21 protein-coding genes are annotated in these 22,350 nt (G+C 39.1%); 2 read left to right on the top strand and 19 right to left on the bottom strand.

From position 1 onward, the window contains the following. Positions 1-165 precede the first annotated feature (165 nt). The 4 genes from J7Q84_RS12245 to J7Q84_RS12260 form a co-directional block, all read right to left on the bottom strand. Entirely contained in the window at positions 166-678 is a 513-nt protein-coding gene (locus J7Q84_RS12245; protein ID WP_209094851.1) for an adenine phosphoribosyltransferase, read from the bottom strand. Beyond that, on the bottom strand, positions 678-3,035 hold the full coding sequence (gene recJ, locus J7Q84_RS12250; RefSeq protein WP_209094852.1) for a single-stranded-DNA-specific exonuclease RecJ: 2,358 nt from the start codon (positions 3,033-3,035) through the stop codon (positions 678-680). Before recJ ends, J7Q84_RS12245 begins: the two co-directional genes overlap by 1 nt. Positions 3,036-3,268: 233 nt before the next feature. Beyond that, positions 3,269-5,515 (bottom strand): protein translocase subunit SecDF, encoded by a 2,247-nt coding sequence (gene secDF, locus J7Q84_RS12255; protein WP_209094853.1) that lies wholly within the window; start codon positions 5,513-5,515, stop codon positions 3,269-3,271. 88 nt (positions 5,516-5,603) lie between these two features. Beyond that, a complete protein-coding gene (locus J7Q84_RS12260) occupies positions 5,604-5,882 on the bottom strand; it encodes a post-transcriptional regulator (RefSeq protein WP_209094854.1) in 279 nt (92 codons plus the stop codon). 184 nt (positions 5,883-6,066) lie between these two features. Here J7Q84_RS12260 and spoVB point away from each other — a divergent pair, with 184 nt between their 5' ends. Further along, entirely contained in the window at positions 6,067-7,635 is a 1,569-nt protein-coding gene (gene spoVB, locus J7Q84_RS12265; protein ID WP_209094855.1) for a stage V sporulation protein B, read from the top strand. A 137-nt stretch (positions 7,636-7,772) separates the two neighbouring features. Here the strand turns inward: spoVB and J7Q84_RS12270 are convergent, their stop codons facing one another. After that, entirely contained in the window at positions 7,773-8,429 is a 657-nt protein-coding gene (locus J7Q84_RS12270; RefSeq protein ID WP_209094856.1) for a DUF421 domain-containing protein, read from the bottom strand. A 155-nt stretch (positions 8,430-8,584) separates the two neighbouring features. Here J7Q84_RS12270 and J7Q84_RS12275 point away from each other — a divergent pair, with 155 nt between their 5' ends. Further along, complete coding sequence (locus J7Q84_RS12275; protein WP_209094857.1) at positions 8,585-8,965, top strand: TIGR04086 family membrane protein; 381 nt, start codon at positions 8,585-8,587, stop codon at positions 8,963-8,965. Between the two features lie 31 nt (positions 8,966-8,996). Here J7Q84_RS12275 and yajC read toward each other — a convergent pair whose 3' ends face one another. The 14 genes from yajC to nadB all read right to left on the bottom strand — a co-directional run bounded on the left by yajC (position 8,997) and on the right by nadB (position 22,324). Further along, positions 8,997-9,260 (bottom strand): preprotein translocase subunit YajC, encoded by a 264-nt coding sequence (gene yajC, locus J7Q84_RS12280; protein WP_209094858.1) that lies wholly within the window; start codon positions 9,258-9,260, stop codon positions 8,997-8,999. A gap of 32 nt (positions 9,261-9,292) precedes the next feature. Continuing rightward, on the bottom strand, positions 9,293-10,432 hold the full coding sequence (gene tgt, locus J7Q84_RS12285; protein ID WP_209094859.1) for a tRNA guanosine(34) transglycosylase Tgt: 1,140 nt from the start codon (positions 10,430-10,432) through the stop codon (positions 9,293-9,295). Positions 10,433-10,452: 20 nt separating this feature from the next. Next, the gene (gene queA, locus J7Q84_RS12290; protein WP_209094860.1) at positions 10,453-11,481 is read right to left on the bottom strand and encodes a tRNA preQ1(34) S-adenosylmethionine ribosyltransferase-isomerase QueA; all 1,029 of its coding nucleotides are present in this window, start codon (positions 11,479-11,481) and stop codon (positions 10,453-10,455) included. A gap of 14 nt (positions 11,482-11,495) precedes the next feature. Next, a complete protein-coding gene (locus J7Q84_RS12295) occupies positions 11,496-11,696 on the bottom strand; it encodes a DUF2905 domain-containing protein (RefSeq protein ID WP_209094861.1) in 201 nt (66 codons plus the stop codon). Next, the gene (gene ruvB, locus J7Q84_RS12300; RefSeq protein WP_209094862.1) at positions 11,693-12,694 is read right to left on the bottom strand and encodes a Holliday junction branch migration DNA helicase RuvB; all 1,002 of its coding nucleotides are present in this window, start codon (positions 12,692-12,694) and stop codon (positions 11,693-11,695) included. Before ruvB ends, J7Q84_RS12295 begins: the two co-directional genes overlap by 4 nt. Before the next feature lie 5 nt (positions 12,695-12,699). After that, a complete protein-coding gene (gene ruvA / locus J7Q84_RS12305; protein WP_209094863.1) occupies positions 12,700-13,320 on the bottom strand; it encodes a Holliday junction branch migration protein RuvA in 621 nt (206 codons plus the stop codon). Positions 13,321-13,438: 118 nt separating this feature from the next. Beyond that, positions 13,439-13,972: a BofC C-terminal domain-containing protein gene (locus J7Q84_RS12310; RefSeq protein WP_209094864.1), complete on the bottom strand. Its 534-nt coding sequence runs from the start codon at positions 13,970-13,972 to the stop codon at positions 13,439-13,441. A gap of 187 nt (positions 13,973-14,159) precedes the next feature. Continuing rightward, positions 14,160-15,209 carry a YhcN/YlaJ family sporulation lipoprotein gene (locus tag J7Q84_RS12315; protein WP_209094865.1) on the bottom strand — a complete coding sequence of 350 codons (1,050 nt, stop codon included), beginning with the start codon at positions 15,207-15,209 and terminating at the stop codon, positions 14,160-14,162. Positions 15,210-15,317: 108 nt separating this feature from the next. Further along, a complete protein-coding gene (nadE, locus tag J7Q84_RS12320; RefSeq protein ID WP_209094866.1) occupies positions 15,318-16,058 on the bottom strand; it encodes an NAD(+) synthase in 741 nt (246 codons plus the stop codon). A gap of 33 nt (positions 16,059-16,091) precedes the next feature. Next, complete coding sequence (locus J7Q84_RS12325) at positions 16,092-17,057, bottom strand: phosphotransferase (protein WP_209094867.1); 966 nt, start codon at positions 17,055-17,057, stop codon at positions 16,092-16,094. Beyond that, positions 17,050-18,588 carry a SafA/ExsA family spore coat assembly protein gene (gene safA, locus J7Q84_RS18600; RefSeq protein ID WP_209094868.1) on the bottom strand — a complete coding sequence of 513 codons (1,539 nt, stop codon included), beginning with the start codon at positions 18,586-18,588 and terminating at the stop codon, positions 17,050-17,052. The genes J7Q84_RS12325 and safA overlap by 8 nt, the downstream gene beginning before the upstream one ends. A gap of 199 nt (positions 18,589-18,787) precedes the next feature. Then, entirely contained in the window at positions 18,788-19,894 is a 1,107-nt protein-coding gene (gene nadA / locus J7Q84_RS12335) for a quinolinate synthase NadA (protein ID WP_209094869.1), read from the bottom strand. 36 nt (positions 19,895-19,930) lie between these two features. Next, on the bottom strand, positions 19,931-20,767 hold the full coding sequence (nadC, locus tag J7Q84_RS12340; protein WP_209094870.1) for a carboxylating nicotinate-nucleotide diphosphorylase: 837 nt from the start codon (positions 20,765-20,767) through the stop codon (positions 19,931-19,933). Positions 20,768-20,779: 12 nt separating this feature from the next. Then, positions 20,780-22,324, bottom strand: a complete 1,545-nt coding sequence (nadB, locus tag J7Q84_RS12345) for an L-aspartate oxidase (protein WP_209094871.1) — start codon at positions 22,322-22,324, stop codon at positions 20,780-20,782. Positions 22,325-22,350 lie beyond the last annotated feature (26 nt).

Raw genomic sequence — 22,350 nt, forward strand, 5'->3', positions numbered from 1 at the left:
TATCCGAATCGTTCCTTTTGAAACAGCTCTTATTAATATAAAAAGTTCAATTATATTTCTTCATTATAACGTAATTATTAGGAATTGTGAAAAAGAAAGAGCTTACAAAAACTGTAACAAAATATGGATAACAAAAAGAGCACTCATAATGAGTACTCAATTCTTTTAATACGTCATCAATGTTAATACATCGTAGTCTTTGAGTTTCTCTCTTCCGTTCAAATACGAAAGGTCTACTAAAAAGGCAATACCAGCAACTACTCCGCCAAGTTCCTCTACAAGCTTAATTGTAGCTTCAATTGTACCTCCTGTTGCAAGCAGGTCATCTGTAATTAAAATACGTTGGCCCGGTTGAATAGCATCCTTATGAATTGTTAAAATATCTTTTCCGTATTCTTTACCATAATCTACTTTCACCACTTCACGAGGAAGTTTTCCTTCTTTGCGAACCGGCGCAAACCCTACTCCCAGAGCATAAGATACAGGACAACCGATAATAAATCCGCGTGCCTCTGGTCCTACAACTAAATCAATCTGCTTATCTTTTGCAAACTCTACAATTTGATCTGTTGCATACTTATATGCTACTCCATCATTCATCAACGGAGTAATATCTTTAAATACAATTCCTTCTTTCGGATAATCCGGAACAATTGCAATATAATTTTTCAAATCCATTACTTTAAAGCCTCCTCATGTATAAAAGAACCATCTCGAAAGGTACTGAACCACTGCTTCAATTGCCCATAAGTAGAATACAGCAATTCTCGCTCTAACTGCAGTTGGCTTTGTTTTTTACGATACGCTTTCGATTCAGTAAGATCCCGTTTTTTTACATCTTTAGATATAAAAATAACACCATTCTTTATTGTAACAAATTCTAGCTCAAAAAACACCAGTGTCATAAAATTTACTGTATCTTTTGACCAGCCTCTATGTTTACAAAGCTGCTCTCCATATTGCGTAATATCGAACGAAGATTTCTGCATAAGAAATTTATAATACCAGCTGAATTGCTCTCGAGTAGGGTTCGTACTAAACATATGATGATTTTCTTGATAAAATACGGCATAAATCCGCGATGGAAATCCTTTAGATAAAAGCTGTTCGATATAAGACAACTCTGACGGCATATCTAGAAATACTACATATCTATCACGCATATCATCTGTTGCTTGTTCGAGTGAATCAATATGCAGCATGCATGATTCATATCCTTCAAGTGTAAAAGCCTGCAAGCTTTCTTCTTCGAAATATACGATAGTAAGCAGCTCTTTCGGTAATTTTTGTAAATCTTTTTTAATATTTTTAGCACTTCTTAAATCAAATAATTGCCACTCTTCCACTGCGATATCTTGAATCACAATTTGAGGCTTGCGGAAATTATTCCATTCATTAATAGCTGCTTCTCCAACGACAGACACACAGGAAGCTGGAGAAATCTCTTCTGCTAACGCCCCAAACCCAAACCCAATGCCGTCTAGCTTTACTTGTCCACTTTGTAAAACTAGTTTCAAATGGGTACCTTCAGCTCCAATTTGCCTAATATTATCTATGCCAGCATTTTTGATTTGTAAACGTGGCTTTGGATTTCCCATTCCAAATGGTGCCAGCATTTGGATTTGCTCAATTGTTGAAATAGTTACATCTTCTATCCCGCACGCAATATCTACTGATGTAATTGGAATTAAGTCTTCCTCAGTCAGCTGTTTGGAAGCCACCTCATTTAACCGGGTACGCAGCTCCTCCACATGCTCTAGGTTTAGAGTCATACCTGCAGCCATAGGGTGTCCGCCAAAATGCGGCAATATATCGCGGCAATCAGATAAATTGGCAAACAAATCAAAGCCTTCAATGCTTCTGGCAGAGCCTTTAGCAATTTGTTTATCTTGGTCAATGCTCAATACGATAGTAGGCCGATAAAAACGTTCCACGAGCTTAGATGCAACAATTCCTATAACCCCCGCATTCCACCCCTCTTTGGCCACCACAAGCACCTTATTCTCTTCAGGCGGATAGTATTGCTCTACTTCTTGAATCGCTTCTTCAGCAATTTCTTGCACAATTTCCTGTCGTTGGCGATTCAATCCATCAATTTCCTCTGCAAGTATACGTGCTTCCTCTGATGATTCAGTTAATAATAAATGAACAGCTGGTGCAGCATCCTCTAAGCGCCCGACTGCATTGATACGAGGTGCAATTGCGAACCCGACACTGTCTTCATTCAATTCACTTTGCTTGATATTTGCAATTCGAAACAATGCCTGCAGTCCAATCCGGCTTGTTTGCTGCAGCTTTGCAATTCCTCGTTTAGCAATCAAACGATTTTCCCCGTGCAAAGGTACCAAATCTGCAATCGTACCGAGAACGACAATATCCAGTAAATGCTCTGGCATCTCTCCCAACAAAGCATGCGCAAGCTTAAATGCCACTCCAACTCCAGCAAGCTCTTTAAAAGGATATTCACTGCCTTCTAGCTTGGGATGAATGATTGCATATGCATCAGGAAGTTTAGGAGGCGGCTCATGATGGTCGGTTATGATTAAATCAAGTTCTAGCTCCTTTGCAACTGCCGCTGGCTGTAAAGCTGAAATCCCTGTATCTACTGTAATAATAAGTGTAAAACCTGCTTCCTTTGCCCAACGAAAAGCCTTTTCGTTAGGACCATATCCTTCTGTGAAGCGATTTGGAATGTAAAACTCTACATGCGCCCCCAGTTGTTTGAGAGCAAGGAGCATAACTGTTGTACTACTCACACCGTCTGCATCATAATCCCCATACACGAGTATCTTTTCTCCGCTCTCAATAGCCTCTCTAATTCTGGTCACCGCGATATCCATGTCCTGTAATAAAAAAGGATCGTGAAAATCTTGATTTTCTATATAAAGAAATTGAGTTACTGCCTCTTCTGTATCCAATCCTCGGTTTACAAGTAACGAAGTAACGAGAGGGGGCAGCTGTAACGAATGTGCAATCCTAGTTACCAGCTTTATATTTTGTTCTTTCTGTCTCCAACGAGTTCTTGCTTTTAACAAAGAAATCCCCCCTTAACTTATCCATTATACTAAAGCCATTTTACAGTTACAATGTTCGCCTGCTATTTCAGCAGTATGAGTCTCAAAAGAAACGCCTTATTCTAAGTAACTCCTCTCATGAATAAATTGAACGGAACATAATTTGCGATAAAAAAAGACGATGCCTCTATCCATCAGAAGAGCATCGTCTTTTTACTGTTTGTATCTTGTACTTAGAAGAAAAAATATATCTATTATACTTGCGGCTCGTCTGTAAGTTCGACTCTAGTAGTCGTTTTCCCCTTTTTAAATCGTCTCGTTTCAAGCATCAGCCATATTTGAGAAGCTACGAAAACAGATGAATACGTACCAACAATAAGCCCTATAAATAATGCAAGCGAGAAGCTGCGAAGCGATTGACTTCCAAAAATCAATAATGCCGCTACAGGAAGAAGAACTGTAAGAACTGTATTCACAGAACGATTTAGTGTTTGGCGAATACTTTCATTTACGATTTCTTTCAAATCATCTACAGAGCGAATTTTTTTCTTCGCCTTGTAAAGCTCGCGGTTTCGGTCAAATGTAACGATAGAATCATTGATTGAGTATCCTACAATTGTCAATACTGCTGCGATGAACGGCAAATCTACCTCTAGGCGAACAATGCTAAAGAACGCAATAATAAAGAATGCGTCATGAAGCAGTGCTAATACTGCAGATACCGCATACGTAAAACGGAAACGCATGCTGACATACAAAATAATCCCAAGAGAAGCAATCATAACAGCGATAAACGCATTACGTGCCAACTCTTTTCCAACTGTTGGAGATACGGTGCTCACATTAGGTTCTGTACCGTATTCTTTCGTAAAGAAGTCTTTTGCCTCTGCAATTTTCTCTTTAGATAGAACTCCTATTGTACGAACAGCTGCGTTTCGATTATCAGTTCCTGTTAACACAATATCTTTTGCATCGATTCCGATACTTTTTAAATCGTTTTGAAGTTCTGTTGTGGTAATCGTTTCTTTACTTGCAATATCCATACGAGTACCGCTTGCAAAATCAATTCCAAGGTTCAGCTTAAATATTGATAATACAATTATACCCACAATTACAGATATAACAGAGAATACTAGGAACTTATGACCCAGTTTCACAAAATCAATCCGGTCGTATCGAGTTGGAACACGAGAAACACCTTTAGAAAGAGATGTAATTTGACTCGGTTTTACCCCGAAGTACCCTGGCTTCTTATCAAATAAACGACTCTTTACAAGTAAGTTCATCATAAAGCGCGTACCGAATACGTTTGTTATAAAGCCTATCAAAATACTGACTATCAAGCTTGTTGCGAATCCTTTAACAGAGCTTGAACCATATACAAACAGTACCCCTGCCGCTAAAAGTGTCGTGATATTTGCGTCCAATATGGTCGATAGAGAGCGCTGGTTACCAGAACGGTATGCTGACATAACCGACTTTCCAAGCCTTATTTCCTCTTTTATACGCTCGTATGTGATGATATTATTATCCACCGCAATTCCGACCCCTAATACTAGCGCAGCAATACCTGGAAGCGTCAAAACTGCATTCATCCAATCAAAAATAACAAGAGTTAAGAATAAATACGTCGATACCATAATAACGGCTATTACCCCAGGTAAACGATAAAATGCAAGCATAAACAGATAGATAAGAGCTATACCAACTGCGCCTGCAAACACAGTTTTTTGCAATGCTTGTTCACCAAATTTTGCTCCAACTGAAGTAGAATACAATTCTTTCAATTCAACTGGCAGCGAACCGGCATTTAATAAGTCCGCTAGTTGCTTAGCTTCTTTTGCCGTAAATGAACCAACAATTGAAACATCCGTTTGATTAAATACTTGATTTACCGAAGCTGCTGATAAATATTTCGGATCAGCCTTTCCTGATTCTGCTTTATAAGAGTCTTGTCCATCTTCAAAATCAAGCCAAATGACCATCAAGTTGTCTGGCTTCATGCCTAAGACTTTTTCAGTTACCGCCTTGAATTTGTCTGCACTTTTTAAAGTCAAAGCGACACTCGGTCTGCTTTGGTCATCAAATGTTTGCTTAGCACCGCCCTCTTTTAAGTCACTTCCATCCATCAATATATTATCATTTACATCACGGAATGTAAGCTTTGCTTGCGTAGAGAGAATTTCGCGCGCTTTATTTTGATCCTTTACGCCCGCCAATTGCACACGGATACGATCATTTCCTTCAATTTGAATATTTGGTTCACTTACACCGAGTACATTTACACGCTTTTCCAATGCTTGTACCGTACTCACAAGAACCTCATGATTCACTTTGTCACCTGGTTTTGCCGGCTTTACTTGATATAAGATTTCGAAGCCGCCCTGCAAATCCAATCCAAGACTGATTTTATTTGTTACGTTTTTGCTCGTTGTTCCAATAATCCCTCCAATAAGTAAAACAAGGAGAAAGAATGCAACGATTCTGCTTCTTTTTGCCATTATGATGTCTCCTCCTTCTGCCTTTCCCAAAGCACACGCATTACAATTAATTATACAGACTTTTCAGAATAAGTGTCAAATTCCCCCCTTATTTGTATTCATCAAACGACCATAGAGGTGCTTTATATGCCTCAACTGTCAAGAAATTCATATACTCGCTTGTCGATAACGTCAATACATCGTTAACCAATTGATGGATTTTGACATCACCGTGGATTTTCTTCCATTTTTTACTTTTTAAACAACTCCAAATATCATCATCTGTTACTCGGTCGTATCCTATCATTTTAAACTCATCTACCTTGCTTTCAATTACAATTTGCAACTGTTCACGATAAATATCTACTGGATGTTCTTTCACAACCATATTAGGGCCTCCCTTTATAAATTAGGTACGAAATGCGGCAAGTAAACAAGACATATTCTTCTAAAAAGTGCAAAAAAAGATTATAAAAAAATTTCGTTATGATATACCTTGTCATGCTTGCCCACTATCCGAGCATATAGATAATTGTAAATCATTCTATAGCATTTGAGAAGGTGGGAAAAGGATGACGAAGCAAAGCTTTTTACGAGGAACGTTCATTTTAATTCTTGCCGGTCTCCTAACAAGGGTGTTAGGTTTTGTTAATCGTATTGTTATGGCAAGAATTCTTGGAGAAGAAGGGGTCGGACTCTATATGATGGCTGTTCCGACTTTTATACTCGCTATTACTATCACACAGCTTGGTCTTCCTGTTGCAATCGCAAAGCTTATTGCAGAAGCAGAAGCTGTAGGCAATAAGCAAAAAGTGCAAAAAGTATTAACAGTATCTTTAACAGTCACTCTGACACTAAGCGTTATATTGACTGCAGCTCTGATTGTAGCTGCCCCTATCTTATCCCGCACCATGTTAACTGACCAGCGCACTTATTACCCTTTGATAGCTATTTTGCCTGTAGTCCCGATTATTGCTGTCTCCTCAGTTTTACGAGGATATTTTCAAGGAAAACAAAATATGAAGCCAAGTTCCTTTGCTCAAGTACTTGAACAAGTAGTTCGCATTACACTTATTGCTGTTTGCATCCGAACATTTTTACCCTTCGGAGTAGAGTATGCCGCTGCTGGAGCCATGCTTTCTGCTGTTGCGGGAGAACTCGCCTCTCTTTTATACATGTTCATTATGTTTAAAAAAGAAAAGCAAACGCACCTCAGCTTTGGATTTGCTCGCATAATAAGGGAAGGACAAGATACATTTTATTCCCTTATGAGAATCGGACTCCCTACTACTGGAAGCCGTTTTATAGGCTCTATTTCTTATTTTATGGAACCCATTGTTGTAGCACAGAGCTTGGCTGCAGCAGGAATAACGGCAGCCATAGCGACCAAACAGTACGGTGAACTAACTGGTTATGCCCTGCCCCTGCTCTTTTTACCTTCTTTTATCACTTATGCATTATCCACTTCCTTAGTACCTGCCATAAGTGAAGCGATGGCTAAGAAGCAATATCGTTTAGTAGAATATCGTATGCAGCAATCCATGCGTCTCTCTATGGTATCAGGTGGCTGGGCAACTGTCATACTTTATGTGTTTGCTTCTCCCCTGCTGATGCTTATGTACGGAACTGATCATGCAGTCATGTTCATTAAGATACTTGCTCCGTTATCCATCCTTTATTACTTTCAAGGTCCGTTGACGGCAGCTTTGCAGGCATTAGACTTGGCAAAAGCCGCTATGTTTAATAGTTTGATAGGGTCTATTGTTAAAATTATCGTTATTGTTGCTTTAGCTTCCCGTCCAGAGTTTCAAATTATGGGCGTTGCTATAGCGATTGCTGTCGGCTTTATTACTGTTACCCTGCTCCATTTTGCCACTGTCCTGAAGCGTGTCCAGTTCACTATTTATTTAAGAGAGTACTTATACGAGCTTATTTGTATCGCTCTGTCTGGGTATACAGGCTGGTATCTCTATAATGAAGTTGTATTTTCCGCATCACTCAGTATTCAGACTTTGTGTTCTATATTAATTACAAGCCTTGTATATTTCTTGCTCTTGATTACTTTCTCCCTTATTAAGAAGGAAGAATTACAACGATTGCCTCTCATTCGAAAGCTTTCGTCTTTATCTATTCTTAAATAAAGATATCTTAAACTGTACCTGTATAACAGTATACCCATAAGCTATGAATAGAAAAAGCATGCTCTCTAACCCGGCTTTCATTCTGCAGATACAAGCAAAAGATAAAAAGACATCCCTTCTTTCACAGGAAGGGGTGTCTATTCATCTTTTATATCTACAAAAAACTCTCCGTCCTGAAGCGTACAATATGAAATTTGCCGTACATCTTTATACCCTAAATTTCGAAGCTTTTGCCGCAGCCATAAATTTGTTTGTTCAATCATAGCCAAATGATCTTCTTGTATCACTCCATCTATAATTAACGGTAATGAAAATTTCGGTTTTGTCATCCATTTTTTGAGAGATCGATCTTTTTCAAATACAGACAGCTTTCCAGAAGGCTCCAATATAGCATATTCCACATCACGAATGTCTCCAATTTCCTTTTCGCGCAGCTGTAGCAGCAAATCATCAAAATTATAGCGTTGTTTTTTCATTTGTTTTTCATCAATTTTTCCTTCTTTAATAAGAATGACCGGTTCTCCATCTAATATTTTTCTCACCTTTTGACTTTTTAACGAAACCATCGCAAGTATAATTTGAACAAGCATTAGTATAAACATAGGAAGCATCGCATGGATTATAGATAACTTGGGGTCTTCAATGGCGATTACAGCAAGTTCAGCTATCATAATAAATACTACTAAATCCAAAATACTCAGCTCTCCTATTTCCCGTTTTCCCATTAAACGAAAGATAAAAAGAATAACACAATATACAAAGAAAGTACGAATAATTATCGGAAAAACTTCCATACAACTTCCCCCAATAACCGAAAAAATTTTGTACATTTTATAAGTTTCCCCAATTGTTTAGAATCATAATAATGCTCGTTCGATTTTTGTATTCTATCTTTATATTTCAAGAATATGCTTGTATAAAGGACAGAATCTCGAAGGGAGACAATGACATGACTGGAACGAAAAATCTTGGAAAAGCTGTTATCTTTGGATTATGTACAATTTTATGTTTGGCTGTCTTAATGAGCGCTTGCCTTTCATTACTTTTAAAGCTAACAAAAATTGATGAATCATCTTTAACCATTACCACTCTTGTCCTCGCAGTGTTATCCATGCTCATTTCAGGTTTTGTCTCGGGTGTAAAAGCTAAAGTTAAAGGGTGGCTTGCCGGCGGGGGAACAGGTGTTATTTTTTCTCTATTCGTTTTTCTTATTAATTATTTAGGTTACTCTCAAACTCTCTCAAAAGAAAATTTACTTTATCATGCATTACTTCTAGCTGCTAGTACTGTTGGAGGAATTTTTGGAGTTAATATTACGAAGAAGGCATAAAAAAAGCCCTTTGCATAGCAAAGGGCTTTTTTTATGCCTTCTTTACTTCACGAATCGCGTTACGCTCGAAAGTAAGATGGGATCCATTTCCAGCCTTTACAACAACGGTCGCATCTGTAACAGAATCTACAATTCCGTGTAAGCCGCCAATTGTTATTACTTGGTCACCTTTTTTCAGGTTATTTTGCATCGCTACAACTTCCTTTTGACGCCTTTGCTGCGGACGAATAAGCAGGAAGTAAAAAATTGCGAACATTGCTACTAACGGTAAAACATTCATTAAAATTCCATTCATAGTTATGTCCTCCTTTCCCTTATGTACAAATATTAAAAGTTTTTTGCATTTGGCTTGTTAAAGCCGTATTGCTCAAAGAATTCTTCCCGAAAATCTCCAAGTCGGTCTTCTCTGATTGCTTGTCTTACTTGCTCCATTAATTTTAACAGAAAATGCAGGTTATGGTAAGATGTTAAGCGAATTCCAAATGTTTCATCACAACGAATGAGATGGCGAATGTATGCACGAGAGTAGTTACGGCATGTATAACATTCACAATTCGGATCTAACGGACTAAAATCTTCCGCATATTTTGCATTTTTAATGACCACTCTTCCATTGCTTGTCATACATGTTCCATTACGTGCAATACGCGTCGGCAACACACAGTCAAACATATCGATACCGCGAATCGCACCTTCAATAAGAGAATCCGGTGACCCTACTCCCATCAAATAACGAGGTTTATTTGTTGGCAATAACGGTGTTGTGAATTCAAGCACACGATTCATAATATCTTTCGGTTCACCGACGGATAGTCCTCCCACCGCATATCCTGGAAAATCTAATGAAACTAAATCCTTTGCACTTTGTTTACGCAGCTCTTCAAACTCTCCACCTTGCACAATTCCAAATAATCCTTGATCGTGAGGGCGTTGATGAGCACTTAAGCATCGTTCTGCCCAGCGGCTTGTACGTTCTACAGATTTTTTCATATAGTCGAACGTTGCCGGGAACGGCGGACATTCATCAAATGCCATCATAATATCAGAGCCTAATGCATTTTGAATCTCCATTGCCTTTTCTGGAGATAAAAATAATTTATCTCCGTTTAGATGGTTACGGAAATGAACGCCTTCCTCTTCAATACGGCGGAAATCGCTTAAACTGAACACTTGAAATCCACCAGAATCTGTTAAAATGGCACGATCCCAGTTCATAAATTTATGAAGCCCTCCGGCTTTTTTCACGATTTCATGCCCTGGACGAAGCCAGAGATGGTAGGTATTACTTAAAATAATACCCGCTCCCATTTCTTTTAAATCTTCTGGAGCCATCGTTTTAACCGTTGCCAGCGTTCCTACAGGCATAAATACAGGCGTTTCAAACGTTCCATGCGGTGTGTGGACCTTTCCCAAACGAGCTCCCGTTTGCTTACAAGTTTTAATCAATTCATATGTAATAGCTGCCATTATATTGCTCCTTTCCTAAATTACAAAATCAACATGGCATCTCCAAAGCTGAAGAAACGATATTTTTCTTTTACGGCTTCGTTATATGCATGCAGAACATGCTCTCTTCCAGCAAATGCACTCACAAGCATAATAAGCGTAGATTTTGGCAAATGAAAATTAGTAATCAGCCCATCAATTGCCTGAAACTCATAACCAGGGTACATAAAGATGTCAGTCCATCCCGATTCCCCTTCAAACTTACCATTATGCTTTGTTGCTATTGTCTCCAACGTACGAGTGGAAGTTGTGCCTACTGTCACGATACGGCCGCCTTCTTCTTTAACGCGATTCAGAAGATGAGCTGTCTCTTGAGACATGTGATAATATTCTGCATGCATTTCATGCTCCAATACATTTTCGACAGCTACAGGCCGAAACGTTCCGAGCCCCACATGAAGAGTAATAAATGCTATATGCACTCCCTTTTCCTTCAACTTTTCAAGAAGGTCTGTTGTAAAATGCAACCCTGCCGTTGGTGCTGCAGCGGATCCTACTTCACGAGCAAAAACTGTTTGATAACGGTCGCGGTCATCGAGCTTTTCCTTTATATATGGCGGCAGTGGCATTTCACCGAGTTGGTCCAATATTTCATAAAAGATACCTTCATAAGTAAACTGTAGTTTTCGCCCTCCTTGCTCTCCCATACCGACACATGTTGCTTTTAACCTACCGTCTCCAAAAGAAAGAACCGTTCCTTCTTTCACACGCTTCGCCGGTTTAATGAGTGTATCCCAACAATCCTGTTCTTCCTGTTTGAGCAAAAGCACTTCAATATGGGCTCCTGTATCTTCTTTTACCCCATGCAGCCGTGCAGGCATAACTTTTGTTTCATTCAATACGAGACAATCTCCCTTTCTTAAATAAGAAAGCACTGCAGGGAAGTTCTCATGTTCAATATGACCGTTTGCACGATCTAACACCATTAGACGAGAGCTTTCACGTTCTAAAAGAGGAGTTTGAGCAATCAATTCCTCAGGCAAATGAAAATCAAATAAATTTACGTCCATAATTCCACCACTCGTTATTTTAGTCTATTTATAATATAAAGAATTGCCGATAAGATAATACTAATGATAATAGAGGTAACAATTGGAAAATAAAAAGTTGTGTTTCCTTTTTTTATAAGGATATCTCCCGGTAATCTGCCGACAACCTTCCAAAGCAAGCCCATCACAAGAAAAATCACTCCTAAGCTTACAAACAATTTCGAAAAATCCATCATGCTTCTGGAGCCTCTATATGAAAATGTTCGTATGCTGCACGCGTTGCAATCCTTCCTCTTGGAGTACGCTGTAAAAAACCGATTTGCAGCAAATACGGTTCATATACATCCTCTATCGTAAGGGCCTCCTCACCAATCGTAGCAGAAATAGTATCCAGTCCAACCGGACCGCCGCGAAACTTTTCAATAATCCCTTTTAAAAGCTTATGATCAATATGATCTAATCCAAGTTTATCTACTTGAAGCAGTTCAAGAGCCGTATCGGTAATGTTCAGGGTAATAATACCATTTCCTCTTACTTGTGCAAAATCTCGTACACGCCTTAATAACCGGTTCGCTATTCTAGGTGTCCCTCGTGCTCGCTTTGCAATTTCTACGGCAGCACTTCGCTCAATTTCAACTGCAAAGACTTCGGCTGTCCGCTCAACAATATGAGAGAGCTGATCTACACTGTAATACTCTAATCGGCATAGAACACCAAAACGATCACGAAGAGGAGCCGTTAAAGAGCCAGCGCGAGTTGTGGCGCCTACAAGCGTAAACGGAGGTAAATCAATTCGAACGGATTTTGCAGTAGGGCCTTTGCCAATAACAATATCTAAACAAAAGTCTTCCATTGCCGGATACAATACCTCTTCGACGGAACGAGGGAGACGGTGAATTTCATCAATGAACAACACATCTCCCGGTTGCAGAGCTGTCAACACTGCGGCTAAATCCCCCGGTCTTTCAATCGCAGGTCCTGATGTTGTTCGAAGGTTCACTCCCATTTCTTGTGAGATAATATTTGCCAACGTTGTTTTTCCTAATCCAGGAGGTCCATATAACAATACATGATCCAATGTTTCTTCTCGTAATTTAGCTGCCTCAATAAAAACCTCAAGATTGCTCTTTACTTTTTCTTGTCCAATATATTGCTTTAAGGTTTGAGGGCGCAAGGAAAACTCCAGTTCAGCATCTTCATATACCAATTCCCCTGATACAAGCCGTTCCTCCATTATATTCACCTCTTCCCGTTTAATAACAGCTGTAACGCTTTCTTAATATACTGATCTGTGGAAAGAGCTTCCTTAAGAAGTTCAGGTACAACACGAGCCACTTCTCTCTCGGCATATCCCAATGCTTTTAAAGCCTCCAGTGCATCATCAAGTTCTGCTGAGGTGCTGGCTGACTTCGTATCAAATACAGCGGAATCAGAAAATAAATCGGGTGCAGTATCTGTAAGCACTTCTCCAAGTTTTCCTTTCAAATCAAGTATCATTTGGCGCGCTGTCTTTTTGCCGACTCCCGGAAATTTAACTAAAAATTTTTCGTCCTCATTTTCAATCGCCTGCACAACTTGTTCCGTTTGTCCTGCCGCTAAAATTGCTAATCCACCTTTGGGACCTATTCCAGACACATTTAACAACTTTATAAATAATGAACGCTCTTGTCTTGATTTAAAACCGTATAAGGCAAGAATATCTTCTCTGACATATTGATATGTATAAATGCGAATAGGTTCGCTGCTTTTATGAAACACGTACGGATTGGGAGTGAAAATCTGATATCCAATCCCATTATGGTCGACTACAACATACTCCGGTCCTATAAATTCAATTTGTCCAGTTATATATTCAAACAACGTATGTTCTCCCCTTTTTGAGCATGTATCCTATTGTAACATAAACCGATAAAGTTAATCTATTTTTCTATAGAGAACTCTGAAAGAGAGGCTCGAAAAACAACAAGACCAGCAAAAGCTAGTCTCGTTTGATAGAATATGGTTTCATTTGGATTAATACTTTTTCATAACGCTCTTTTGATTTAATGCGGATTCCCTTTTCAAGTTGACGTCTTTGATAGCTTTTCATTTTTCGAGTGTCGATTTGAAAAAACGATTGAATTACGTTGTTTGTCTTGGGAACGCCTTTAAAAATTTGTAAAATCCCTTCCTTCGATACTCCAAAATACCCACTCGTTTTTAATAAAGGAGATATATCATCAATGCGCTTTTGCAGGACGATTTGCATATCATCTCGGTCCACAAGCTGCCAATCTGTACGCTGTTCCAAAAATTTTTCTAATGTGTGTACTCGCTGACTAAGTATTTCTTCACTGACTTCTCCATCTAAATACGTTCGCTGTAAAATAACTGTAATATAGGGTTCTGCCGTTTCATTCTTTGGTTCAGAAGAACTAATATCTGGCACTTGTGAAGTAACAGACTGGATAGTTAATTCATGAATAAACAACATAAAACATGTAGCGATAACTACTTTAACCAAGAACTTCATTTTCTGTCACCTCTTTGGAAAAGTAAAAATTTCTATTTCAATATCACACTTTTAGTGTGACCATAAATAGAAGTTTTATCCAATGAGTCCTCGCGCCATATCTTCTGCTTTTACTGTCTATTCAGTTACTAAATAAAAACAGAGAAGAGGAGCCTCTTCTCTGTTTTTATTTAGTACTTCAATTGGTTTAGCGTGTCATGTTATTATATTTTGTTCGCAAGGAATTAAACATATTGTCTAGGTCTTTATTAATACCATTTGATACTTTACCGTACCGTAAATCATTATTAAGGTCTTTAATTTTGTTATACATTGTTTCATCAACTTGCACGTGAACTGTCCGATTTTTCGCATACGGTTCAACAGCCTTACGGATCTCATTCTCCACCATATCTTTATTTGCTGTATTAGATTTTACAGCAACTAAAATATCGTCTCCATATACAACAGTTGATGCCTTATCAACATTAGTCATTTTTTCAATGCGATTAGAAATTTTTTCAGCAATTATCCCGTCTCCATTGCTGTAATTGCTCCAATTTACACGGCGCATGCCGTAATTATCATCCGTGAGGTGGCCATGAAAATTACGATCGGCATAATAATGGTAATCAGCATCATTATTATTATCATGGATTCGTTTATTGATTTCAGAATACCTAACATCGCCGTTATGATCATTTTTCACAAGGTTTACATCGCTTTTTTTCATACCGTATATATTTATATTGTTATTATCGCGATTGATAACCGATTTAGGTGCATATCCATATGCATTTGGATAATTGTTGAAGCTATAATACCCTACTCGATCATAACTATAGTTGGCAGGTAATTTTCCTATACGATTATTAACGTTACTCATATTCAATGAGTTATTTGTATATTGGTTTACGTTCGGGTAGTTATAGCTATAGTAACCTGTACGTTCAAAACTGTAATTAGACGGACGGTTGTTACGAACTTTTTTCATGCCATACATATCGTCGGTTCTATATTTATTTGCAAAAAAATCATTTACAGGCTTCGGTGCATAACCATATGAGTTCGGGTAATTGTTATAGCTGTAATACCCTACTCGATCATAACTATAATTGGCAGGGAAATTTCCTACATGATTATAGTTGTAAGCGGTATTCATTTGTCTGTCCATAGCGGTTTTATTATCCACATTACAAGCACTCAACGCACCAAATACTAATAAAGAAGTTGTCAATACTTTGATCTTTTTGTTCAAAACAAAAACCCCCTCTAATTAGTATGAAGCACCCTAATAAGGATGCTAATCATAGGTTGAGTTAGAAGGAGTTTTTTTAAACTGTAAGTACTTTCCTTAATACATCAGTTAAAACTTTGGAGGTGCTGCAGCTAAGTGGCGTTTATGTTCAGAACGAGCATGCATTCTTTCAATAATCAATCGGTCTTCTTCTGGAATTTCTCCGCCTTTTAAGTATTTATCAATCATGTCATACGTAGTGCCCATTTCATTCTCATCCGTTTGCCCTTCCCATAGCCCTGCGCTTGGTGCTTTATGTATCACTTCATCTGGCACGCCTAATTGTTTTGCCATTTCACGCACTTCTCCTTTTGTGAAATGCACAAGCGGAACTAGGTCAACTCCTCCGTCACCATATTTTGTGAAGTAACCTGTATGCCATTCCGCAGCGTTGTCTGTACCCACCACTAAGTAACCAAAGTTATTAGCTACCGCATACAAAGTTGTCATGCGAAGACGCGCTCTTGTGTTAGCATCACCAAGCTTTGCCTTTTCTTCGTCCCACTTTCCATTGGATTTAACTTGTGTTTCAATTGTAGAAAATAACGTTTGATGTGTTTCTGTTAAGTCCACCACATAGTAATCGATTCCAGAGCTCTCAACCACTCTTAAAGCATCTTCTTGATCTTTCGGGTTACTTTTACAAGGCATTATCACACCAAGTGATTGTTCAGGAAAAGCTCGCTTAATCAAATGGGTAACTACTGCTGAGTCAATACCGCCGCTAATGCCAACAATTGCTCCTTTTGCATTTGCTTCTCTTACTTTAATTCTCAGCCATTCAACTAATTTTTCAATTTGCTGTTCCATTTGTTACTTCCTCTCACACATTTATAGTAATAATCATGTTACCATATTATATAATTTTTGGACAAATTTAGCTCGTAATGCAAAATTTTTGTTTGTAAAAGTTACTAAATTTTTTTCGAATTTTACTTTTTCCTCCTCGGGCAAAGATAAAAAGTAGCTCCATTCACGTAATAAATCATTTGGGAGTAGCAAAGCCAGTAAAAACCACGGCTTTTTTAAAAATGGAATAAGAGGAGGATGCTCATATAATGCGTCGTATGACCAATTAATAAAAGGTAAAATACATTGACAATATTTAACATAATCATAAGCAACAGGACCTATACTAACACAGTCAAAATCAATAATGTATAAACCTTTGTTACTTTGTACAAAGTTATGGTCAATAATATCACCATGAATAAAGCTCAAAGGAAAGAGTTCGTTTTTTCCTATATTCCGTAATTTTTCTAATGCAAAAAAAGACCACGCCAATATGTCAGCAACCATTTGTTCTCCAATATATCTTTCTGCTTCCTTCCTGAATTTCAATATTCGTTGTACTCTGCTGGACCATTTTTCATACCAATTGAAATTTGTAATATAAGGAGACACAAAAGGCGGCATTTGAAACGCATAAAGGTGATATTGCTCTAATAAGAGGATGGCTTGTAAGCGATTTGATCTAGAAGAAAAATCAAAAGGCTGAAGATGTTCAATATAATCGGTAATAAGCCAATACCGATTATTTACTTCAATATAGGATGCTCCAGAAGGAAAAGAATCAGGATACGATGTAGATAGAAATCCTGTTCTTTTTAGAGTGTGTAAAAAATGCAATTGTTTTTGCAAAGACACAATTGATGAGTAGCCTTTTATCACTTTCTTTTTTTCTTTTGTGGTTATTGTAAACACATGGGGTTTGATTGTTTTACTTTCCTGCACCTCTACACCATGTTGTAAAAGCGATAAAAAAAGGCGATTCGGAAAGAAATCGCCCTTTTTATTATTTTTATACATCTTCTTCCTCGTCATCGATAATCGGCACACCGAACGCTGGGTTCGGCTCAGCACTATTATACATATATGGAGCGCCTGGTTGCTGGGCATACGGTGCAGGATATGGCGCATGCTGATAACCATAAGGTGCTCGATAACCGTAAGGCATTTGCTGATAACCATAAGGCGCCGCCGGGTAGCCATATGGCTGCGCGGTATAAGGATAAGGATATGGCTGCGGTCCTCCACAACCGCAATCATCACTTTGTGCCCCCATATACGGGTTCATATTTTGCATTGGGGCATGTGCATTTTCATCATACTTCGGCATATACATTGCAGATGATTCAGACTGTATATTGGCATTATTCGGCATATTAAATGAAGAAGAATCTGCACCATGCGACGCACTGTTAACATCATATGGCATATATGGTACCGGTGCTGGCATATACGCTCCTTGAACATACTCTGGTGCTGGCTGCATATATGGCATTGGCGGCATATACGGCATTGGTGGCGGACAATATGGCATTGGATACGGCTGCGGCATCGGTGGCGGATAATAAGCAGGCCCTGCATACGGCATATATGCAGATGGATCTGTATACATAGGCATTTGACTTGTATCTGCCGTTGGCATTTGATTCGCCTCTGCCATTGGCATTTGATTTGTATACATTGTTGGAGATACAAATGTATTAGTTGGAAAGACCGGTGGGATAAATGTATGATCGAATCCAGCCGGTGAAACAAAAGCAGGATCGGCTGCTGGTGATACCATCGGGTTTGACTGGTCTGCTACTGGCGATACCATTGCATTCGATTTATCCGCTGCTGGTGATGCCATTGCATTCGATTTATCCGCTGCTGGTGATGCCATTGCATTCGATTTATCCGCTGCCGGTGATACCATTGCATTCGATTTATCCGCTGCTGGTGATGCCATTGCATTCGATTTATCCGCTGCCGGTGATGCCATTGCATTCGATTTATTTGCTGCCGGTGATACCATTGCATTCGATTTATCCGCTGCCTTCTCCCCTACACTAAATTGTTTAGAAACATTAAATGGTGATTTCGGCGCTTGTGGTGCTTGTGGAAGAATATTAACAGAAAAATATTTTGATGTGTCTTTCTGAGCAGGTGGGTTCGCTTTAGAAACTGGTTCTGGCGTCTTCGTTTCTACTGGCTGCGCTTTCGGTACTTCTTTTTGTTTCATTTGTTGCGGCTGTGCTATCGGCATTTCCTTCTGTTTCGTTTGTGCAGGCGTTTTTGATGTATCGGTACTCTCCTCTAATGTAAGAGGTGTCGGCTGAGCAGATTGTTTCATCTGTACTTCTTTAACATAGCCTTTTGGCGGAGCAGAACCTGCCCCCATGCTGTTTTTCACTGGTACACCACCAGCAGGTACCTTCACTTTCATTCCCGGCATAATTAAATCTGGATTACTCAGCTGGGCGTTCGCTTGTTTCAATTGTTCCAAGTCCACATTATACTTTTTTGCAATTTTGAAAAGGGTATCCCCTTTTTGTACTACGTGAATTTTCACGTTTCTCCCCCTCCTACAAACAATATCTATAATGAGAAACTTTGAAGTTCATGTACACTACTGTTTCATCACAATGTATGCGTGAAAAAGTACAATTATGTACAAAAATTCCTTAAGCTCGTCCATATAATAAAAGAACATCATTGCGAGCTTGCTTACTTGTTATCAAAAAAAAAAACGGCGGAATATTCCGCCGTTTTTATGCAAGTGCCAGCATACGATCTAATGCCAGTAATGCTGTGCGCGCTGTGGTTTTATCCACTTTAATCACATTTACTTCTTCACTATTTTCTAACGATTCCAACGCCCAAAGAAGATGAGGCAAGTCAATGCGATTCATAGTTAAACATGGGCACATAAAGGGGTTTAATGAAATAATCTCCTTATCAGGATGTTGACTGATAATACGCTTTACTAAATTCATTTCAGTTCCGATTGCCCACTTGGTGCCTGCAGGTGCATTTTCAATTGTTTCAATAATATATTTTGTTGAGCCTGAGTAATCAGATAACGCCACTACTTCTCGTGAGCATTCAGGATGGACGATAATATTCATATCCGGATATTGCTTACGGACGTTTTCGATATTTTTAACTGTAAAATTTTCATGAACCGAGCAATGCCCTTTCCATAAAACTACTTTAATATCTTCAACGTTTCCTTTATATTCTAACGTATCTTTATGTGGGTCCCAAACTGCCATATGCTCAAGAGGCACACCTAAATCAAAAGCAGTATTTCTCCCTAAATGTTGATCTGGAAGAAATAGAATCCGCTCTTTTTGAGTGAAAGCCCAAGATACCATGGCTTTTGCATTCGAGGATGTTACAGTCGCTCCTCCATGCTGTCCACAAAAAGCTTTAATCGCAGCTGTAGAATTCACATACGTTAACGGCAAAATCGTATCACCGAATATTTCTTGCAGTTTTGGCCAAGCACGTTCTGTTTGATAAATATCGGCCATATCAGCCATAGAGCATCCTGCACGCATATCAGGCAAGATTACTACTTGCTCATCAGTTGTTAAAATATCAGCTGTTTCCGCCATAAAGTGCACTCCACAAAATACAATATACTTTGCCTTTGTGTTTTGCGCCGCTACTTGCGCTAACTGTAAAGAGTCCCCTGTTGCATCCGAAAATTGTACTACCTCATCTTTTTGATAATGATGTCCAGGTATAAACAGCTTTTCTCCAAACTTTTCTTTAATCTCTCGAACACGCTGCTCCATTTCTTCCCTTGACATGGTTGTGTAGCGTTCTGGAAGCTTCGCTTGTGCTTCATTCACCATTTCTAAAATATTCATAAGTTCCAGCCCCTCTTCCTGCAATTCTTTTTCTCTCTATTTCACTTCAATATTAAAACTAATATCCAATGCTTTTACGGAGTGAGTCAGCAGTCCGAGAGAAATGTAATCCACTCCTGTTTTTCCGTACTCGCTTAAATTTTCAATTGTTATACCGCCTGATGCCTCTGTGATAACGCCTTGCGGAACGAGATTGCAAAATTGCGCTACCTCTTCCGGTGTACGATTATCAAACATAATCACATCTGCCCCTGCCTCAACTGCTTCAAGCACTTGTTCTCTTGTTTCCGTTTCCACCTCTACCTTTACCATATGTCCCAGCTGCTTCTTGACAGCAGCGACTGCCTTAGAAATAGATCCAGCGAACGCAATATGGTTATCTTTTATCATGACACCGTCATATAGACCGAAACGATGATTATAGCCCCCTCCGCATGTAACTGCATATTTATCAAACATGCGTAGGCCCGGCATAGTTTTTCTTGTATCACAAACTCGCGTATGCTCACTATCCATTGCTGTCACTGCTTTATTTGTCATTGTAGCAATTCCGCTCATTCTTTGAATTAAATTCAAAATCACGCGCTCACCTGTCAATAGCTGTACAATCGGGCCTTTAATAGTCGCAAGGATATCTCCCTGCTGAACCATATCTCCATCTTTTTTATACAGTTCAATGACAATGCTATTGTCTAGTAATCTAAATCCTTCTTCAATGACCTTTACACCTGATAATATTCCATTGTCTTTAGCAAGGAAAGTTCCTTCAGCCTGTAAGTTATCAGGAAAGATAAGATGTGATGTTACATCACGGTCTCCAATATCTTCTAAGAAAAATTGCTGTAACGCTTGTTTAAGTTTTAGTTCGTTCATATCCTTCACTCCTTACACAAGTTGCAGTATCATCGTTTTTTTAGAAAGCTCCGTTCTGTTTCGCCCTTCCGCTCTCAGCGGATAGTCTATTCGATAATGTCCCCCTATACTTTCTTTCCTCTGTAATGCGGCGGAGGTAATTAACCAGGCTGTTGTAAGCATATTCACAATAACAATTTGTTCACTCGTTAACGAGTCAGAAGGCAGTGTCCCAAATCCATCTAATTGCACCATGTACTGCTCAAGCCATTGTTTTGCATATAATAATTGTTGTTCTGATCGAACAATGCCAACATATTTCATCATAATATCCTGAATATGTTCCTTTTGTGGTAAAAGGATTGAACACCCCGCAGTGCTTTCTCCGCTTATACTTTCTGTGATGCCTTCCACCTCTTGCGATAAGATGTGTTCACCAACTCTGCTGCCAAACACTAGTCCTTCCAACAAAGAATTACTTGCTAAACGATTGGCTCCATGAACGCCATTACAGGCTACTTCGCCCACAGCATATAATCCATGAATTCCTGTGTCTCCCTGTAAGTTTGTTTTCACGCCGCCCATATGAAAATGAACACCCGGCATGACAGGAATGAGTCCAGAATCAATCTGTATTCCATTCTCTTCACAAAGAGCTGAAATCGTCGGAAAGCGTTCCGAAAAATGTGGAATCATGGATATATCAAGATACACTTTTTCCTCCAAAAGGATTTGCTCATGTATAGCCCTTGCTACTACATCACGCGGAGCCAAATCTTTTTGTTCATGCACCCTCTCCATAAATTTTTCTTGTTTTGAATTAAGGAGAACTGCCCCTTCTCCGCGAACTGCTTCCGAAACAAGACCGCAGCAGCGGCCATTTACATATAGCATAGTCGGATGGAATTGTACGAACTCTAAATCAGTCAAAATCCCGCCTGCTCGGTACATCATAGCAATTCCATCACCCGTAATCGTACTGTCGTTAGAAGTATAAGTATAGAGAGCCCCGATTCCGCCAGCGGCTAATATAGTATGAGGAGCATAGTACGCTTTCGTCACTTGCTCTTTATCTCTTGTAATAACGCCTAGGCAACGCCCATTTTGAATAATAAAGTCCAAAACCATCTCATCTTCAACAAACGTCACTTTATCTTGCACACGCTTTAAAAGATGATCCATTAGATTAGCTCCTGTTGCATCTCCTCCGGCATGTAATATTCTTCGTTCTCTATGAGCTCCTTCTTGACCTAAACTCAGCTTCCCATTTCCATCGTAATCAAATTGCATTCCTTGTTGTATTAAACGCTGTACCTCTTTTGGTCCAGTTCCTACTAAAAGCTGTACTGCTGTTTCATCATTATGAAAACACCCTGCAATAAGCGTATCTGTGTAGTGCTTTTGCCAATGATCATCGTCGGCAATTGCTACTGCCACACCGCCCTGTGCCAGATTTGAATTATTATTACGCAGCTTTTTCTTTGTGATAATTATCACATTCTTTGTCTGACAAAGCTTTTCTGCTGCACTTAAAGCAGCTATCCCGCTACCGATGATAACTACGTCTGCAAAAGGCATATGAACGCCTCCCATTTACACTTTTT

It is taken from the genome of Bacillus sp. 165 (assembly GCF_017742235.1).
GTDB lineage: Bacteria > Bacillota > Bacilli > Bacillales > Bacillaceae_G > JAGHKQ01.

Excerpts from the sequence above, each read along its gene's own strand:
- J7Q84_RS12245 (WP_209094851.1), bottom strand. The coding sequence starts at position 678 with ATGGATTTGAAAAATTATATTGCAATTGTTCCGGATTATCCGAAAGAA.
- secDF (WP_209094853.1), bottom strand. The coding sequence starts at position 5,515 with ATGGCAAAAAGAAGCAGAATCGTTGCATTCTTTCTCCTTGTTTTACTT.
- J7Q84_RS12260 (WP_209094854.1), bottom strand. The coding sequence starts at position 5,882 with ATGGTTGTGAAAGAACATCCAGTAGATATTTATCGTGAACAGTTGCAA.
- spoVB (WP_209094855.1), top strand. The coding sequence starts at position 6,067 with ATGACGAAGCAAAGCTTTTTACGAGGAACGTTCATTTTAATTCTTGCC.
- J7Q84_RS12270 (WP_209094856.1), bottom strand. The coding sequence starts at position 8,429 with ATGGAAGTTTTTCCGATAATTATTCGTACTTTCTTTGTATATTGTGTT.
- J7Q84_RS12275 (WP_209094857.1), top strand. The coding sequence starts at position 8,585 with ATGACTGGAACGAAAAATCTTGGAAAAGCTGTTATCTTTGGATTATGT.
- yajC (WP_209094858.1), bottom strand. The coding sequence starts at position 9,260 with ATGAATGGAATTTTAATGAATGTTTTACCGTTAGTAGCAATGTTCGCA.
- tgt (WP_209094859.1), bottom strand. The coding sequence starts at position 10,432 with ATGGCAGCTATTACATATGAATTGATTAAAACTTGTAAGCAAACGGGA.
- queA (WP_209094860.1), bottom strand. The coding sequence starts at position 11,481 with ATGGACGTAAATTTATTTGATTTTCATTTGCCTGAGGAATTGATTGCT.
- J7Q84_RS12295 (WP_209094861.1), bottom strand. The coding sequence starts at position 11,696 with ATGATGGATTTTTCGAAATTGTTTGTAAGCTTAGGAGTGATTTTTCTT.
- ruvB (WP_209094862.1), bottom strand. The coding sequence starts at position 12,694 with ATGGAGGAACGGCTTGTATCAGGGGAATTGGTATATGAAGATGCTGAA.
- J7Q84_RS12310 (WP_209094864.1), bottom strand. The coding sequence starts at position 13,972 with ATGAAGTTCTTGGTTAAAGTAGTTATCGCTACATGTTTTATGTTGTTT.
- nadE (WP_209094866.1), bottom strand. The coding sequence starts at position 16,058 with ATGGAACAGCAAATTGAAAAATTAGTTGAATGGCTGAGAATTAAAGTA.
- J7Q84_RS12325 (WP_209094867.1), bottom strand. The coding sequence starts at position 17,057 with ATGTATAAAAATAATAAAAAGGGCGATTTCTTTCCGAATCGCCTTTTT.
- nadA (WP_209094869.1), bottom strand. The coding sequence starts at position 19,894 with ATGAATATTTTAGAAATGGTGAATGAAGCACAAGCGAAGCTTCCAGAA.
- nadC (WP_209094870.1), bottom strand. The coding sequence starts at position 20,767 with ATGAACGAACTAAAACTTAAACAAGCGTTACAGCAATTTTTCTTAGAA.
- nadB (WP_209094871.1), bottom strand. The coding sequence starts at position 22,324 with ATGCCTTTTGCAGACGTAGTTATCATCGGTAGCGGGATAGCTGCTTTA.